Source organism: Candidatus Poribacteria bacterium (genome assembly GCA_021162805.1).
Taxonomy (GTDB): domain Bacteria; phylum Poribacteria; class WGA-4E; order B28-G17; family B28-G17; genus JAGGXZ01.
Map to the genome: position 1 here is coordinate 17,159 of JAGGXZ010000051.1, position 14,492 is coordinate 31,650.

The 14,492-nt window shown below is 51.8% G+C and carries 24 protein-coding genes; 3 read left to right on the forward strand and 21 right to left on the reverse strand.

The window, feature by feature from the left end; all coding sequences use genetic code 11:
• Both J7M22_03790 and J7M22_03795 read left to right on the forward strand, forming a co-directional pair.
• On the forward strand, window positions 1-612 hold the full coding sequence (locus J7M22_03790; GenBank protein MCD6505728.1) for a hypothetical protein: 612 nt from the start codon (window positions 1-3) through the stop codon (window positions 610-612).
• Complete coding sequence (locus tag J7M22_03795) at window positions 557-1,015, forward strand: hypothetical protein (GenBank protein MCD6505729.1); 459 nt, start codon at window positions 557-559, stop codon at window positions 1,013-1,015. The genes J7M22_03790 and J7M22_03795 overlap by 56 nt, the downstream gene beginning before the upstream one ends.
• A 225-nt stretch (window positions 1,016-1,240) precedes the next feature.
• On the opposite strand, the gene J7M22_03800 is transcribed toward J7M22_03795, so the two are convergent.
• The gene (locus tag J7M22_03800) at window positions 1,241-1,711 is read right to left on the reverse strand and encodes a phosphatase PAP2 family protein (protein MCD6505730.1); all 471 of its coding nucleotides are present in this window, start codon (window positions 1,709-1,711) and stop codon (window positions 1,241-1,243) included.
• Between the two features lie 93 nt (window positions 1,712-1,804).
• Here J7M22_03800 and J7M22_03805 point away from each other — a divergent pair, with 93 nt between their 5' ends.
• Window positions 1,805-2,599: a PHP domain-containing protein gene (locus J7M22_03805; GenBank protein ID MCD6505731.1), complete on the forward strand. Its 795-nt coding sequence runs from the start codon at window positions 1,805-1,807 to the stop codon at window positions 2,597-2,599.
• Between the two features lie 3 nt (window positions 2,600-2,602).
• Here J7M22_03805 and J7M22_03810 read toward each other — a convergent pair whose 3' ends face one another.
• From J7M22_03810 to rplX, 20 genes are all read right to left on the reverse strand, one after another.
• Entirely contained in the window at window positions 2,603-3,757 is a 1,155-nt protein-coding gene (locus J7M22_03810; protein ID MCD6505732.1) for a hypothetical protein, read from the reverse strand.
• Between the two features lie 9 nt (window positions 3,758-3,766).
• Entirely contained in the window at window positions 3,767-4,933 is a 1,167-nt protein-coding gene (locus tag J7M22_03815) for a hypothetical protein (GenBank protein ID MCD6505733.1), read from the reverse strand.
• Window positions 4,920-5,609, reverse strand: coding sequence for a hypothetical protein (locus J7M22_03820; protein ID MCD6505734.1), 690 nt, complete (start codon window positions 5,607-5,609; stop codon window positions 4,920-4,922). Before J7M22_03820 ends, J7M22_03815 begins: the two co-directional genes overlap by 14 nt.
• Before the next feature lie 137 nt (window positions 5,610-5,746).
• A complete protein-coding gene (gene rplQ / locus J7M22_03825; GenBank protein MCD6505735.1) occupies window positions 5,747-6,097 on the reverse strand; it encodes a 50S ribosomal protein L17 in 351 nt (116 codons plus the stop codon).
• Window positions 6,048-7,112, reverse strand: coding sequence for a DNA-directed RNA polymerase subunit alpha (locus J7M22_03830; protein MCD6505736.1), 1,065 nt, complete (start codon window positions 7,110-7,112; stop codon window positions 6,048-6,050). Before J7M22_03830 ends, rplQ begins: the two co-directional genes overlap by 50 nt.
• Before the next feature lie 13 nt (window positions 7,113-7,125).
• Window positions 7,126-7,752 (reverse strand): 30S ribosomal protein S4, encoded by a 627-nt coding sequence (gene rpsD / locus J7M22_03835; protein MCD6505737.1) that lies wholly within the window; start codon window positions 7,750-7,752, stop codon window positions 7,126-7,128.
• Between the two features lie 5 nt (window positions 7,753-7,757).
• Window positions 7,758-8,156 carry a 30S ribosomal protein S11 gene (rpsK, locus tag J7M22_03840; GenBank protein ID MCD6505738.1) on the reverse strand — a complete coding sequence of 133 codons (399 nt, stop codon included), beginning with the start codon at window positions 8,154-8,156 and terminating at the stop codon, window positions 7,758-7,760.
• Window positions 8,157-8,171: 15 nt separating this feature from the next.
• The gene (gene rpsM, locus J7M22_03845) at window positions 8,172-8,567 is read right to left on the reverse strand and encodes a 30S ribosomal protein S13 (GenBank protein ID MCD6505739.1); all 396 of its coding nucleotides are present in this window, start codon (window positions 8,565-8,567) and stop codon (window positions 8,172-8,174) included.
• Window positions 8,568-8,571: 4 nt separating this feature from the next.
• A complete protein-coding gene (gene rpmJ / locus J7M22_03850) occupies window positions 8,572-8,685 on the reverse strand; it encodes a 50S ribosomal protein L36 (GenBank protein ID MCD6505740.1) in 114 nt (37 codons plus the stop codon).
• Window positions 8,686-8,778: 93 nt separating this feature from the next.
• The gene (infA, locus tag J7M22_03855) at window positions 8,779-8,997 is read right to left on the reverse strand and encodes a translation initiation factor IF-1 (GenBank protein MCD6505741.1); all 219 of its coding nucleotides are present in this window, start codon (window positions 8,995-8,997) and stop codon (window positions 8,779-8,781) included.
• Window positions 8,978-9,652, reverse strand: a complete 675-nt coding sequence (locus J7M22_03860) for an adenylate kinase (GenBank protein MCD6505742.1) — start codon at window positions 9,650-9,652, stop codon at window positions 8,978-8,980. The genes infA and J7M22_03860 overlap by 20 nt, the downstream gene beginning before the upstream one ends.
• Before the next feature lie 10 nt (window positions 9,653-9,662).
• Complete coding sequence (gene secY, locus J7M22_03865) at window positions 9,663-10,982, reverse strand: preprotein translocase subunit SecY (protein ID MCD6505743.1); 1,320 nt, start codon at window positions 10,980-10,982, stop codon at window positions 9,663-9,665.
• Window positions 10,983-11,420 carry a 50S ribosomal protein L15 gene (gene rplO, locus J7M22_03870; protein MCD6505744.1) on the reverse strand — a complete coding sequence of 146 codons (438 nt, stop codon included), beginning with the start codon at window positions 11,418-11,420 and terminating at the stop codon, window positions 10,983-10,985.
• 6 nt (window positions 11,421-11,426) lie between these two features.
• Window positions 11,427-11,891, reverse strand: a complete 465-nt coding sequence (rpsE, locus tag J7M22_03875) for a 30S ribosomal protein S5 (protein MCD6505745.1) — start codon at window positions 11,889-11,891, stop codon at window positions 11,427-11,429.
• A 72-nt stretch (window positions 11,892-11,963) separates the two neighbouring features.
• Window positions 11,964-12,329: a 50S ribosomal protein L18 gene (locus J7M22_03880; protein MCD6505746.1), complete on the reverse strand. Its 366-nt coding sequence runs from the start codon at window positions 12,327-12,329 to the stop codon at window positions 11,964-11,966.
• A gap of 24 nt (window positions 12,330-12,353) precedes the next feature.
• A complete protein-coding gene (gene rplF, locus J7M22_03885) occupies window positions 12,354-12,920 on the reverse strand; it encodes a 50S ribosomal protein L6 (protein MCD6505747.1) in 567 nt (188 codons plus the stop codon).
• Between the two features lie 14 nt (window positions 12,921-12,934).
• On the reverse strand, window positions 12,935-13,333 hold the full coding sequence (gene rpsH, locus J7M22_03890) for a 30S ribosomal protein S8 (GenBank protein MCD6505748.1): 399 nt from the start codon (window positions 13,331-13,333) through the stop codon (window positions 12,935-12,937).
• An 11-nt stretch (window positions 13,334-13,344) separates the two neighbouring features.
• A complete protein-coding gene (locus tag J7M22_03895; GenBank protein MCD6505749.1) occupies window positions 13,345-13,530 on the reverse strand; it encodes a type Z 30S ribosomal protein S14 in 186 nt (61 codons plus the stop codon).
• A 14-nt stretch (window positions 13,531-13,544) separates the two neighbouring features.
• Window positions 13,545-14,087, reverse strand: a complete 543-nt coding sequence (rplE, locus tag J7M22_03900; protein MCD6505750.1) for a 50S ribosomal protein L5 — start codon at window positions 14,085-14,087, stop codon at window positions 13,545-13,547.
• A gap of 11 nt (window positions 14,088-14,098) precedes the next feature.
• Window positions 14,099-14,428 carry a 50S ribosomal protein L24 gene (gene rplX / locus J7M22_03905; GenBank protein MCD6505751.1) on the reverse strand — a complete coding sequence of 110 codons (330 nt, stop codon included), beginning with the start codon at window positions 14,426-14,428 and terminating at the stop codon, window positions 14,099-14,101.
• Window positions 14,429-14,492: the final 64 nt, after the last annotated feature.

Genomic DNA, 14,492 nt, shown 5'->3' on the forward strand with positions numbered 1-14,492 from the left:
ATGATCGAACATGAGGACGATCTTTGGAAACCGCTCAGCCGCGAGGAGGTAATCAAGGCGGTGGAGAGGAAATATCCTGCCCGAATCCCTCTCGTCAGGGCGAAATGGTGGGGTGAAGGTCTCAGGGAACAATACGGCGATCGCTTGAGGGAGCTTGATAAATACCCGGAAGACACCGTAACGATCTGGATAAACCCCGTTGATATAAATAGGATGAACCTCTCCTGGAAGATATCCTCCGGGGGAGCCCATGACTCGAGATGTGTGATCGATGATTGGGCGAAGCTGGATGAGTTCATAGATAAGATGACCGATCCTGAGGAAGATCCGCAGTTCGACGGCATGGCCGAACTTGCGGAGAAAATCAGAGCGCAGAACCGATATCTCATGTTCGGATGGTGGACCCTTTTCTTCGAAAGGCCGTGGGGTCTTCGAGGGATGACGAATCTGTTGATGGACTACTACCTCAATCCGGAGGAGGTTCACCGGCTCCATGATGCTCTCTGCAATCAATACTGCAGGTATATTGAGAGGGCCGTGCGCGAGCTCAAACCGGATGGATTCTGGACAAGCGACGATCTGGGCCATCAGACGCAAACCATACTACGCTAGGGTCGGCGCTCTGCTGAAAAAACACGGGGTTCACTGGTGGCTGCATAGCTGCGGAAATAATACGGAAGTCCTCGAAGATCTGATCGAGGTGGGAGTTGATGTGTTCCACCCCGTTCAGAAGGGAACGATGGATGAAGTTTCCGTTGCCCGTAAGTTCGGTGATCGTCTCTCCTTCCTCGTGGGCATCGACGTGCAGCATATACTCCAGGAGAGGAACCCCGAAGGGGTTCGAGAGGAAGTTCGCTATCTGATCGACCTATTCGACCGTCCCGAGGGCGGGATGTGCATAGCGGCTGGAAACGGCATAGTCGCCGGAACGCCTTTTGAGAATATCAGGGCATTCCTAGATGAGGCGATGCGATATGGGATAGAACATAGACACAGATACCTCCCCAACCCGTAGCGTGGGCAAACTCGGTTATATCGGCTATGTCGGTGACAGCTCCTTCAGCTTTGCAGAGTGGATGATAGCTTTGATAGATCTGCCTGTTGAGGGGTTATTAGCACAGGGGATACTAATTCCCATTATATTTCAAGGTAACCGCCTCTGACCTCTTGGCAATCCTTTTGATTTTCATCTCTGTCCTGTGTTATAATTCAAATTGTAATGGGAAAGGGCATGAGGGTCTTATCGGAACCGTTCGAAAAGGCCGTTCGTGATTCTGGCGACCGCGTAGCCCAGCAGGGCTCCGACAAGTACGTCGCTTGGGTAATGGTTGCCGACATATATCTGAGAGAATCCCGACAGACACGCATAAAGCCAGAGGTAAGGTCGATATCTCGGATATCTGCTGGAGATGAAGGTGGCGAAGGCAAAGGAGGAGGCCGTGTGACCGGAGGGGAAAGAAGGAGTTATCCTGGTGTTCCAAAGCCTGGGTTTATACCTCCTGATGTTTGGCCTTGGCCTGTCGATTATATACTTTATAGACAGGCAGGTGATCTGGGTGAGAAGCAGCGATGAGGCCAGCGGTAGGCCGTCATCATCCCTCAGAAGCTTGAGGGTTACACCACCTTCTATAAAGGGGGTCGAGAGGGCGATAGACCCGAACAGATAATCCGCCGGGGCGAACCCGGTTTTCGATTCGATCGCTTTGAGCAATTTGCGATCAACGTCGTCGGACGAAGGTGAACCTAAAGGGAGCAAAAACGTTAATGAAAAAACAAGCGCGAGAACGAGGATGGAGTGATAGAGATGTTTAAGCTTGATTATCATATTCACACCCGGCTTTCGCCCTGCGCGGCGCAGGAGATGTCCATAGAAAACATATTAGAGCATGAAAGCGAAAAGGGCATGGAGGTGATCGCCCTAACGGATCACTGTTACGGTTTCGAATACAGCATTAAAAATGTATCCCGCGCCAGGCTATCTGTCAAGGAGACCGTCTCCCGAATGGTGAAGGAGGAGAGGATAAGCAAGTCGATGAAGGTTCTCTTCGGCGTGGAGGCTGAGATACTGGAGTATCGATATGTTTCAGTTACGCCCGAGCTGGCGGGGGAGTTCGATTTCGTCCTCGTGGCCCCGAATCACTACCACTCGCTGAACATGGTCTTCAACCTCATTACCCCCTCTCTTCTGGCGATAAACGAGTTTTACAACTTCCAGGCGGCCGTTAAGAACCCCGCTACGGATGCCATAGTTCACCCATTCCTCCTTCGTCCCCAGGTCTTCGGCATGTCCAAGGATGAGATGGCTGAGTTTTCAAAGCGAATGATGGAGAAGTTGAACTGGAAAGAGCTGGCAGAGACGCTTGAGATAGCGGCGCAGAGAGGAATCGGAATAGAGCTGAGCCCGAGGTTCATCAAATACAAGCAGAATCACCTTATGGACTTTTACGCACTGTGTCTGGAGAAGGGAGTCAAAATTCTTATAGGAAGCAACTCCCATTCGTTGAAAGAGCTGGATAGCCTGGAATTGCTCGATCCGATCCTGGAACAGCTCGGTATAGGAGAGGAGAACCTCTGGCATCCATACGAATGGGAATGGTGAGAATCAAAATATCCGGTAATTCAGGGTGGTCATGAAGGTGTGAATCATGCTCATGTTCGACGATTTGGCGAACCGTAGGTTCACCGTGAAGTTGACTCTGTTTTCAACGTAGAATACGAAGGATACATCCAAGTTATTGTGCATCAGAGTGAAGTCCTCGTTGTGTCGCTTTTCCCTTGATAGAAGATGTCGGATGGTAAAATCCACGCGGTTGGTCAGCTCATAAGAGAAATTGCTCGATAGGGAGAAACTGTAGGATCTGAGGAATCCACCGCTCAGCGGGGTATTCACCGTCAACCTCTCGTTGATCTGCGTCCGCCAGCTAAGCGGATAGGAGTAACGGGCGGTTATATCGGCTGCCGGAGCTGATCTGGCCAGCGATGATCTCGATGTTATAAGTTCAGCTTTGATGCCTAGAGTTATGTCCCCTCCATAGAATCTGTCTGAGAACCTCTCCCTGAACAACACGTCGTCCATTCTCAATATTCCCGCCGCGTTTATGCGCTTCGATTTAAGCATTCCCGACCGCTGAATCGCCTCTTCCATATCGGCATACCATATCCTTTTGTATGACTCTCCGTATAAAGCCTGATATTCCCTTTGTCTCTCTATGATATGCCCCAGATCAATCATAGTCTCGGCCGGTAGATCGTCGTAAAGCTGACCTGAGGAAAGTAGGAAATCCTCTATTCTGACCGCCTTGGCAAGTGGCGTCACATTTATGAACCTACCGATCCCGATGCCCAAAGTCATATCAAGCGAAGGCCTCTCATATCCCTTCAGATAAAGGATGTGAAAGGCGGATGAGCCGAAGAAGAGCCCCCCTCTCGGAATGTATCTCTTCCCCCTCCAGGTGAGATCGACATTGAAGTAGTTCCCTTTCTTCGTCTTGGAGGCACTCCAAGTGAGGTCCAAATAGCGGGCATAGGGCTGTGACTCATAGAACTTGCTATACGATAGACCTATATCGCCTCTATTCGTGATCACGCGGCTTCCTTCGGTGGAGACATTGTAATTCGCCCCTATCAGGAAGCTGCCCGCTGTAGAGACAGGGGTGTAATAATCGGTGATCAGCAGGTTCTGCGCCTTGGCCCCTATGACGGCGGTCAGAATCACCATCACGAGAAGCGGAAAAAGATATAATTTTGACCTATTCATAACCGTCCCTCAGAAGATTCTATAGTTTAACGTCATGGCGAAAGCCGTTTTGATCTTCTCATTTTCGGGTTTGCTTATTTTCTCGCTCAGAACGAGGTTCAGCTTATTCTCTATATAAAAGATGAAGATGACATTGAGGAGATTATTAAGGGCCAGTTTTCCCTCGGGATAAAACCTGTTTAGATTCAAGAGGTGATTGATATTCAAGCTGATCCTATTGGCTATTTCATAGGCGAAGAGGCTCGTGAGAGCCACCTTATACTCATCGAGAAAATGCGGGCCGAAAGGGGAGTTGACCACCATTTCCTCGCTCCACATTATCCTCCATCCCAGCGGCCGTGCGTATCGAACCGTCAGATCTAAAGCGGGCGCTGGGCGTTTGGTCTCCTTTCGCGGCATCATAAGCTCCTGTTTCACCCCCACGCTTAGGTCCCAGCCGTATAACCTATCGGTGATCCTCTCCCTCGTGAGAACCTCCTGCATCCTTAAAACGCCTATCGCGCTGATATGTTCCTGGGTGAGCTTGCCTGAATCTCGTATGATTCCCTCCATATCCTCATACCATCTCTCCCTGTAGATCGGTCCGAATTTCTCCCTATACTCCCGTTCCCTGTCGATGACCTTTGCCAGGTCCAGTATGTTCTCCCTGGGCATCCTGCCTGATATGACACCTTCCTCCATCAGGAGATCCTCTATCCGAACGGCCTTCGCCAAAGCCGTGGCGTTCATAAATCGTCCATATCCCAGACTCGCCGTAAGATCAACGGCAGGTCTGTCGTATGATTTGAGATATGACTGGTGCAGGTTCAGAGAACTGAACGCATCGCCCTCGATATATTTTTTGATTCTGAAACCGGCGTCCGAGAGATAGTCAACCTTAGTTCCCTCCTTCTCCTCTCCCTCTAGGGAGAGAGATCCTATAGCGTCTATCGAATAGCCAAACGGTATTGAATCGTAGAAACGTCTATATGTAAGTTCGAGGTTTCCCCTTCTTGAGTTTATCCTCTCGCCCTTCATGCTATAGCTGGAGTTGAAATCGATGAAGAAACTCTGTGCCCTGCTGATTGGGGTTTTATAGTCGGTGATGCCGACGTTCTGAGGCCGAACCGGTTCGGCCCCGAAAATCATGAGGATTAAGATCGCTAGTGTCATCGCCGAAAACCTATGGCCTTTCATATCCCACCAACGTTATCTCCCTTTCGTTATCCCGGAATTTAATCAACCTGTGTGGGAACTCCCTTTCGATCCAGAACAGGAATTTAGTCCTGATTATCCTGCCCATGATTCCGGCGATACCTCCCTCTATGAGGTAACACTCAACCCGACCGATCGGGGAGTTCACCTTCTCTAGGCCTTTTATCTTGGCATAGGCTTTAAGCACATGATCGGGCGTAACGAGGGTGAATTTAATCTTGTCCCTCTCAAACGGGTAACACCTCATAACTTCCAGCATCGTGTTGAGGTCATAGCTGTCATCCGGGATTTTCATGACCTTGTTTCGTTTAGGGCCCGGATAGATGAAGTGAACTCGTTTCGGCTTGTATATTATCGAAAATTCCAGCCCCTTCCCGCTATCCTTCCTCTTATTTATCCTGATAGGTCTCATATCGTCGCACGAGAGGAACATCTCCATCAGATCGGTTCTGATTACATAAACCGGTCTATCTCCACGAATTTCCCTGGAGATAATGTGCGAGCTGATGATCGTTTCACCGTCTTCTCGGACCTTGTAGATGCTCTTCTCACAATTCGGGAATCCGATATCCCTGAAGGGGGATTTATCGGCATTGAGCCTTACAGGAAGCAGAAAGATAAGTGATAGGGATATAAATGCGGTCCACTGATCAGGCATATATGTCTCCCGAGCTGTTGTTTGGATAAGAATACCACTAAATTCCTCATAAGGCAAGCGGTCAGTTTAAATTCAGGCTGGCGGGAGAGGATGATCTGCTTCGGTGGAGGGCGTAAAGCACTACGCCCTCCGCAGACTCAGACAAGCTCGATATAGGCCATCGGAGCCGCATCTTTGAAACGTGGTCCGATCTTGACGATTCTGGTATATCCGCCGTTCCTGTCCATATACCTCGGCCCTATCTCATCGAAAAGCTTTCTGAGCACCTCCTTATCCCTTATCCATTTGGCGGCGAGCCTTCGGGAATGGAGGGTGTTCTTCTTGGCCAAAGTTATGAGCTTCTCAGCAACTCTCCTCAGCTCCTTGCATTTAGCCTCCGTCGTTTTGATCCTCTCGTGTCTGAAAAGGGCAACGGCTTGGTTGGCCAGCAGGGCTCTTCTATGACTCGTCGTTCTCCCCAGCTTCCTGTGATCCTTCCTGTGTCTCATCGCCTTTCTCCTTTTTACCCTTCTCCTTTGGAGGTGGTATCAGGTTTCCGTTCTTGTCGATTCTCATTCCCAGTGTGAGTCCCATGCGGGAGAGCACCTCTTTGATCTCTTGGAGCGATTTCTTGCCGAAGTTTCGGAACTTCAGCATCTCGGATTCAGACCTAGTGATGAGGTCACCTATAGTTATGATATTAGCGGCCTCCAGACAATTCGCCGCTCTGACGGATAGATCCAGCTCAGATACGGGCTTGCTGAGCAGCTCTTTTAGTTTCTCGGTCTTCTCATCCAGCACCGGTTCTTCAACCTCGACCTCTTCGGTGAAGTCGATGAAGAGCTGAAGGTAGTCCTGTAGGATTCCTGCGGCGTTAATAATCGCCTCTTTAGGCGTTATACTTCCATCCGTCCACACCTCAAGGATCAATCTGTCGTAATTGGTCATCTGCCCAACCCTGGTCTCCTCGACCTTGAAGTTGACCTTCCGCACGGGCGAAAATATGGCGTCTATCGGTATGACACCAGGCGGGTGATCGATCTCCTTTATGAGATCGTATGGGATATATCCTCGACCGGTTGCCACCTCCATCTCCATGTACAGTCGTCCCTCTTCGCCGAGAGTAGCTATATGTTGGTCGGGGTTAATAACCTCAGCAAGGTCGCTCGGCTTTATATCGGCCGCCGTAACTTCGCCCTCACCCTCGGCTTCTAGGGTAAGTATGATCGGGTCATCAGTATAGCATCTGAATCTAACTTGCTTGAGATTTAAAACTATCTGTGTCACATCCTCCACGACGCCCGGTATGGTTGAGAACTCGTGCAGTACCCCGTCTATTCTGACTGAGGTGATGGCAGCCCCTTTCAGGGAGGATAGGAGCACCCTGCGCATCGCGTTGCCAAGCGTTATTCCGAACCCCCTTTCCAGAGGTTCGGCTATGAACTTGGCGTAGCGGTGACCATATGTTTCGCGCTCTGTAAAGAGGCGTTCCGGTTTCGTCAGTTCAACCTTTCGTATCTTCAAGGTCTATCCCCCCTTATTTCGAGTAGAGCTCGACTATCAGTTGTTCTTGGATGTCCTCGGATATCTGGTCTCTCGTCGGCAGCGCTCTGATCGTGCCCTTCATCTGATCGTAGTCCACGTCGATCCATTCCGGCACACCTCTCTGCTGGGCCATATCGATGGCATTGAGTATCCTCTCCACCTGTTTGCTCTTCGGTGCCACCTCGATCACATCCCCTGCCTTTACCAGATAGGAGGGGATATCCACTCGTCTGCCGTTGACGGTGAAGTGGCCGTGATGCACCAGTTGCCTCGCCTCACGCCTGGAGGATGCGAATCCCATCCTGTAAACCACATTATCCAATCTCGATTCCAGTATCCGCAGCAGGTTTTCGCCGGTTATGCCCCTTTGTTTTTCGGCCATCCTGAAGTATTTCTTAAACTGTCTCTCCAGCACGCCGTATAGACGTTTAACCTTCTGTTTTTCTCTGAGCTGTATGCCGTAGGGGCTGAGCTTGGAACTTCTCCGCCCGTGTTCTCCCGGCGGATATGGCCTTCTTTCGAAGGCGCATTTATCGGTAAAGCATCTCTGCCCTTTGAGGAAGAGCTTCATTCCCTCCCTACGGCAGAGCTTACATACAGGACCCAGGTACTTGCTCATCTCGATCAAACCCTCCGTTTCTTAGGTGGACGGCAACCGTTATGTGGTATAGGGGTGACGTCCCTTATCGCCGTTATCTCCAGTCCGGCGGCGGATAGAGCTCTGATCGCTGCCTCGCGGCCCGCGCCGGGGCCTTTGACCCTGACCTCTACGCTTCTCATTCCGTGCTCCATAGCGGTTCTGGCCGCCGCCTCCGCCGCCTGTTGTGCCGCATACGGCGTGCTCTTACGGGATCCGGAAAAGCCTACAGTTCCGGCGCTCGCCCAGCAGATCGTGTTCCCCTCGGGATCGGTGATCGTCACTATGGTATTATTGAAGGTGGCCTGCACATGGGCGATCCCAAACGGGATGTTTTTCCTCTCGCTACGTCGAACCGTCGTTCTTCTTCCTCTGCCCCTTCTCAACTTCTCATCTCCTCCTTAATGTCCTTTTCGAGCGGCCTCTTTGGCCTTCCTTCCGACGCCTATCGTTTTCTTAGGACCCTTTCTGGTCCTGGCGTTCGTCTTCGTCCTCTGCCCTCTCACCGGCAGACCCATACGGTGTCTAAGCCCGCGGTAGCATCCTATGCTCATGAGCCTCTGTATGTTCTGCTGGATCTCCCTGCGCAAATCGCCTTCGACCCTATAGTTTCGATCTATCTCGGAACGGATCCTGCTTATCTCATCATCCGTCAGCTCTCCCATGCGTTTATATGGGTTAACCCTCGTAGCTTTGAGGATATTAAAGGATGAGGTTCTGCCTATACCGAAGATATAGGTCAAGGCAACCCACGCCTGTTTCTCATTCGGCAGCTCCACACCGGCTATTCTCGCCATTCTATCACCCCTGTCTCTGCTTATGCCTAGGGTTTTCGCATATGACACGGACTACACCGTGTCGCTTTATTATCTTGCACTTATCGCATATCTTCTTCACGGATGCTCTCACCTTCACCTCGGATCTCCTCCTCTCTCAGTTTCAAGGGACAAACATCCCCTTTACCCCAATTCTCTCTCCAACCGGGGGCGAATAGAATCCAATTCGAACTCATTTGCGATAGATTATCCTCCCCCGGGTCAGGTCATATGGGGAGAGTTCGACTATCACCCTATCCCCCGGCAGGATGCGGATATAATGCATGCGCATCTTGCCGGAGATATGGGCTAAGATTCTATGTCCGTTATCAAGTTCCACCCTGAAGGTGGCGTTAGGCAGCGGCTCTATGACCGTGCCCTCCACCTCTATCTTACCCTTCTTCTTTCTCATAGTCGGCTTTCTCTCCTTCGAGGAGGCCCGTTATCTGACGGAAAACGCCATCGACATCCTGGCTTCCATCTATCTTATGGAGTTTCCCTTTACCCTCATAGTATTCGATCAGCGGAGCGGTTTGCCCCTTGTACACCTGAAGCCTTCTAGCTATGGCCCCGGGTTTATCGTCATCTCTCTGATATAACTCTCCGCCGCATACGTCACACACCCCCTCCTTTTTCGGGGGCATGTAGATGATGTGATAGACCCTGCCGCAGCTTCGGCAGGTCCTTCGGCCGGAGAGCCTTTCTATTATCACATCATCCGGCGCTTCGACGTTCAAAACGGCATCCAGCTCCACTCCCATGGTCTTCAGGATCTCATCCAACGCCTCGGCCTGTTTGACCGTGCGGGGAAACCCGTCGAGTATAAAACCATCCTTGCAATCATCCTGGGCCAACCTCTCCCTGATTATCCCTATAACCACTTTATCGGGGACCAGGGCTCCCTTGTCCATGTATGATTTAGCCTTTAACCCGATCTCGGTCTTTCGGGCGACGGCCTCTCTCAGCGCATCTCCTGTGGATATGTGAGGTATCCCGTACTTTTGGGATAACTTGACCGCCTGGGTTCCTTTGCCTACGCCGGGCGGTCCGAGAAAGATCAATCTCATTCTATCCTCCTCATCTTCCCCTTCTGCCTTTGAGCCTGACGCCTTTGAGGAATCCCTCGTAATTTCTCATTATCAGATGAGCCTCGATCTGCTGCATCGTATCGAGGGCGACCCCGACGACGATCAGCACGGGTGTCCCGCCGAAACGCACCTGCACGCCGAGATATCGCTGAAGCAACGCCGGCAGGACAGCTATTCCGGCGAGGAATATCGCCCCCGGAAGCGTTATCCTATCGAGCGTCCTTTCGATGTAATGGGCCGTAGCCGCACCTGGACGTATGCCTGGGATAAATCCACCGTATCTCCTGAGATCCTCCGCCATCTGAGTGGGATTTATCTGAACGGCCGTGTAGAAGTAAGTGAAAAAGATGATCAGGACAGCATAGGTGGTGTAATAGATTATCGGCCGCATTATAAATCGAACCACTTCCTGGACAATATCGATCGGGACGAAAGAGGCGACGGTCGTCGGAAACTGCATCAAGGTGATGGCGAATATGATCGGAATAACACCTGCGGCGTTGACCCTCAGCGGTATGTGTGTCATCTGTCCCCCGTATATCCTCCTGCCGACAACCCTTCTGGCGTATTGAACCGGTATCTTTCTAACCGCCAGGGTGATGTAGATGGTACCCATGATAACGGCCACTATGACGGCGATGAAGATCAGCACCTGGATCAGATTCAACGTCTGCTCATAGAAAAGAGATCGGTAGATCGAACCTATGCCCGACGGGATCCTGTCCACTATTCCGGCGAATATGATGAAGGAGATCCCCTGTCCTACTCCTCTCTCGGTTATCTGCTCGCCGAACCACATCGCCAAGATCGTTCCGGCCGTCAGAGTTATCATCGTCATCAGCTTGAACCCTATCCCTGGATGGGGAACGAGGGGGATGTTGATGCCGAGGCTTCCGGGGTTTTCGAGCATGAAGCTGATCCCAAGCGACTGGAGCATCGCAAGGCCGACCGTTCCGTATCTGGTGTATTGTCTGATCTTCTTCCTGCCCGCCTCACCCTCTTTGGACAGGTTCTCCAGATATGGCACGACGACGGTCAGAAGCTGGATGATGATCGATGCGCTTATATAGGGCTGAACTCCCAGAGCGAAGAGGGTCATCCTTCTGAATGATCCTCCGGAGAACATGTCCACGAAGCCTATGAGCGAGCCCTGAGGCAGGCTTTCGAAGAACTTGTTCAGGGCAGCCACGTCTATTCCCGGGATCGTTATATGTCTCCCGAGGCTGTAGACGATCAGGATTAAGCCCGTGAAGATTATCCTCTTTCGTAGTTCCGGGATTCTGACTGCGTTTTTTATAGCCTTTATCAATTAGATCACCTCAGCCTTACCCCCCGCCGATAGGATCTTCTGGAGGGCTGACTTTGAGAAGGCATGTGCCTGAACGGTGAGTTTTCTCTCAAGCTCACCATCACCTAAGATCTTAATCGGTCTCCCGGAACGCTTCACCATACCGACATCCTTCAACAGCTCCGGCGTGACGGTGGTTCCATCCTGGAAACGGTTGAGATCCCGTATGTTAACTATAGCATATTCCCTCTTGAGATGGAAGAACCCCTTTTTAGGTACACGGCGATAGAGCGGCATCTGCCCGCCCTCGAACCAGGGGGGCGTGCCTCCACCGGAACGTGCCCTTTGGCCTTTATGCCCCTTACCGCAGGTCTTGCCGTGACCTGAGCCCGGCCCTCGGCCGAGCCGCTTCTCTCTCTTTTTGGCCCCAGGTGCGGGTTTGAGCTCTGTAAGGCGCATCTTGATCTACCTCCGAGCCAGAATCTCTTCGAGAGGTCTTTCCCTTAAGCTCGCTACCTCTTCAGCGCTTTTCAACTGTCTGAGGGCCTCCATCGTCGCCCATGCGATGTTTATCTTGTTGCGAGCGCCGTAGCACTTACTGAGGACATCCTTCACCCCTGCCACCTCCAGAATGACTTTCACAGCGCTACCTGCTATAACTCCCGTTCCGGGGGCAGCAGGTTTCAGGATGACGGTGCTTGAGCAGAAGTGTCCGACCACATCATGAGGTATTGTGGTTCCTTCAAGGGGTATTCTGATCAGGTTCTTCTTGGCATCCTCTATGCTCTTGCGTATAGCTTCTGGAATCTCCTGGGCTTTACCGAAACCCACGCCCACTATCCCGTTCATATCCCCTACCGCCCATATGGCGTTAAAGCTGGGAGTCTTGCCGCCTTTGCGGACGAGCATGACCCTGTTTATGGCTATCATCCTGTCTACCAGCTCAAGTCCTTCTGGGTCTATTCTATCGATCTTCCTCACGCAACTCCCTCCTTAGCCGCTTTAGAACTCCAAACCGGCTTCCCTTGCCGCGTCGGCCAGAGCTTTCACCCGGCCGTGATATTTATAGCCTCCTCTGTCGAAGACCACCCTGTTGATTCCCCTCTCCAGAGCCTTTCGGGCTATGAGCGAGCCGACCAACCTTGCCGCCTCCATGTTGCCGCCGTATTTGATCTTATCCCGGATCTCGGGCGACAACGTGGAGGCAGCCGCCAGGGTAACACCCCTCTCGTCATCTATCACCTGGGCATATATATGTCGGAGGCTTCTATAGACACACAGACGAGGCCTTTCGGCGGTGCCGCTGATCCTCTTTCTGACCCTTATGTGCCTTCGAATTCTGGCCAGCCTCTTCTCCTTTGGGTCCAACTTCGCCTACCTCCTAAAGGGAAATTACACCCTGGTCTTACCCTCTTTCATTCTAACCCTTTCTCCCTCGTATCTGATTCCGACGGATGGTCTATAGACCCCCGGTTTCTTCAGTCTACGGATCGCAGCCGCTGTCTCGCCGACAAGCTGTTTGTCTATGCCGCTGACGACTATCGGTATGCTGGGTACCCCACCGAGGGATTCGGGATTACCGACCGTTACCTTTATCCCTTCCGGGATCTTGAAGGTCACCGGATGGGAATAGCCTAATTGCATCACCAGTTGATCTCCCTGTAGCTGTGCCCTATATCCGACGCCGACCACCCTCAATCTCTTTTCAAACCCCTCCTTGACACCCGTCACCATGTTCGCCAGCAAGGCCCTGGTTAAGCCGTGAAGGGATCTATGGAATCTATTATCCGAGGGCCTTTCAACCTTGATGAAATCGCCCTCCCGCTTGATGATCATATCGGGATGGAACCTCTGCACGAGCTTCCCCTTCGGCCCCTCCACGGTCACCAGATTACCATCAGATACCGTGACCTTAACGTCAGGTGGGACGGGGATCGGCTTTCTACCTACCCTCGACATCTCAGCTCACCTCTTCACCATACGTAACAGAGGACTTCTCCGCCGACGTTGGCCTTTCTGGCCTCATAGGCGGTCATAATACCCTTGGAGGTGGACAGAATGGCTATTCCAAGTCCACCTTTTACCTTGGGCAGCTCATCCTTGCCCACATAAACCCTGCGTCCGGGTTTGCTGACGCGCACCAGATCGGAGATCACCCTCTCCTTGTTCTCGCCGTATTTGAGATATATACGCAAGATACCCTGTTTCCCGTCCTCTATCAGCCTGTAGTTGCGGATGAATCCCTCTTTAAGAAGTATCCTGGCGATGGCCTCCTTGACCCTGGAGGCCGGCACATCCACCTTCTCATGATATGCCCTATTGGCATTTCTTATTCTGGTGAGCATATCCGCGATCGGATCGGTCATCGACATGGTTTTCACCTCTACCAGCTAGCCTTTCTTACGCCGGGGATCTTCCCCTCTCTGGCCAACATCCTGAAGCATATCCTGCATAGCTGAAACTTTCTCAGATATCCCCTAGGACGCCCGCACAGCTTACATCTGTTACGCTGACGCACCTTGAATTTCGGCTCACGCTTGGCCTTTTCGATCATAGCTTTTCTGGCCATATTTTCTCACCTCGTTATCTCTCTCTAAACGGCATCCCCATCAGCCTTAAAAGCTCCCTGGCCTCCTCATCGGTTTCGGCAGTGGTGACGATGGTTATGTCCATTCCCAGGGTCTCCTTAACTTTATCGTAATCCACCTCGGGGAAGATGGTCTGATCAGAGATGCCCAATGTGTAGTTCCCCCTTCCGTCGAAGGAGTTAGGCGACAATCCCCTGAAATCCCTTATCCTCGGCAGGGCGATGTTGACCAGCTTGTTGAGGAACTCGTACATCCGGACGTCCCTAAGGGTCACCCTACAACCGACTATATTCCCTTTTCTGACCCTGAAGGCGGCGACCGATTTCTTCGCCCTTGTCAGAACGGGCCTTTGTCCGGTTATCAGGGAGAGCTCCGAGACGGCCTCGTCGAGGATGTTCTGATCCTGCTGAGCCTTGCCGAGACCCATATTTATGCAGATCTTTTCAAGTTTTGGCACCTGCATCACGTTTTTATATCCGAACCGTTCCATCAAGGCCGGCACGACCTTCTCCAGATAAAACTGCTTGTAAGGACTCATCGCCATCTCTATCAGCTCCTCTCCACGACCTCCCCGCACTTCTTGCAGACCCTCACGGAGAAGCCGGTCTCCAGCTTTCTACGGGCGATGCGGGTGGGTCTGTTGCACTTGGGACATATCAGCTTGAGGTTGGATACGTGTATCGTCCCCTCCATTTCGATTATCCCGCCCTGTTCCGTGGCGGAACGGGGACGCATATGCTTTTTAATGAAGTTGACGCCTTGGACGACCGCCCTTTTCTTTTTAGGGTATACCTTCAGAACGATACCGGTCTTCCCCTTATCCCTGCCGCTGAGCACCAACACGAGATCATCCCGTTTGATGTGAACCTTATCCCCCATCTCACACCACCTCCGGCGCCAGCGAGATTATCCTGGTGAAGGCCTTCTCCCTCAGCTCCCTCGC

What these genes read in the sequence shown, in the direction of transcription:
- J7M22_03815 (MCD6505733.1), bottom strand. Translation starts at nt 4,933, where the DNA reads ATGAAAGGCCATAGGTTTTCGGCGATGACACTAGCGATCTTAATCCTC.
- rplX (MCD6505751.1), bottom strand. Translation starts at nt 14,428, where the DNA reads ATGGGGGATAAGGTTCACATCAAACGGGATGATCTCGTGTTGGTGCTC.
- rpsM (MCD6505739.1), bottom strand. Translation starts at nt 8,567, where the DNA reads ATGGCGAGAATAGCCGGTGTGGAGCTGCCGAATGAGAAACAGGCGTGG.
- J7M22_03820 (MCD6505734.1), bottom strand. Translation starts at nt 5,609, where the DNA reads ATGCCTGATCAGTGGACCGCATTTATATCCCTATCACTTATCTTTCTG.
- J7M22_03795 (MCD6505729.1), top strand. Translation starts at nt 557, where the DNA reads ATGGATTCTGGACAAGCGACGATCTGGGCCATCAGACGCAAACCATAC.
- J7M22_03790 (MCD6505728.1), top strand. Translation starts at nt 1, where the DNA reads ATGATCGAACATGAGGACGATCTTTGGAAACCGCTCAGCCGCGAGGAG.
- rpsE (MCD6505745.1), bottom strand. Translation starts at nt 11,891, where the DNA reads ATGATAGCCATAAACAGGGTCATGCTCGTCCGCAAAGGCGGCAAGACT.
- J7M22_03860 (MCD6505742.1), bottom strand. Translation starts at nt 9,652, where the DNA reads ATGAGATTGATCTTTCTCGGACCGCCCGGCGTAGGCAAAGGAACCCAG.
- rpsH (MCD6505748.1), bottom strand. Translation starts at nt 13,333, where the DNA reads ATGTCGATGACCGATCCGATCGCGGATATGCTCACCAGAATAAGAAAT.
- rplF (MCD6505747.1), bottom strand. Translation starts at nt 12,920, where the DNA reads ATGTCGAGGGTAGGTAGAAAGCCGATCCCCGTCCCACCTGACGTTAAG.
- rplQ (MCD6505735.1), bottom strand. Translation starts at nt 6,097, where the DNA reads ATGAGACACAGGAAGGATCACAGGAAGCTGGGGAGAACGACGAGTCAT.
- J7M22_03805 (MCD6505731.1), top strand. Translation starts at nt 1,805, where the DNA reads ATGTTTAAGCTTGATTATCATATTCACACCCGGCTTTCGCCCTGCGCG.
- J7M22_03810 (MCD6505732.1), bottom strand. Translation starts at nt 3,757, where the DNA reads ATGAATAGGTCAAAATTATATCTTTTTCCGCTTCTCGTGATGGTGATT.
- rplO (MCD6505744.1), bottom strand. Translation starts at nt 11,420, where the DNA reads ATGCGCCTTACAGAGCTCAAACCCGCACCTGGGGCCAAAAAGAGAGAG.
- J7M22_03895 (MCD6505749.1), bottom strand. Translation starts at nt 13,530, where the DNA reads ATGGCCAGAAAAGCTATGATCGAAAAGGCCAAGCGTGAGCCGAAATTC.
- rpsD (MCD6505737.1), bottom strand. Translation starts at nt 7,752, where the DNA reads ATGAGCAAGTACCTGGGTCCTGTATGTAAGCTCTGCCGTAGGGAGGGA.
- rplE (MCD6505750.1), bottom strand. Translation starts at nt 14,087, where the DNA reads ATGAGTCCTTACAAGCAGTTTTATCTGGAGAAGGTCGTGCCGGCCTTG.
- infA (MCD6505741.1), bottom strand. Translation starts at nt 8,997, where the DNA reads ATGAGAAAGAAGAAGGGTAAGATAGAGGTGGAGGGCACGGTCATAGAG.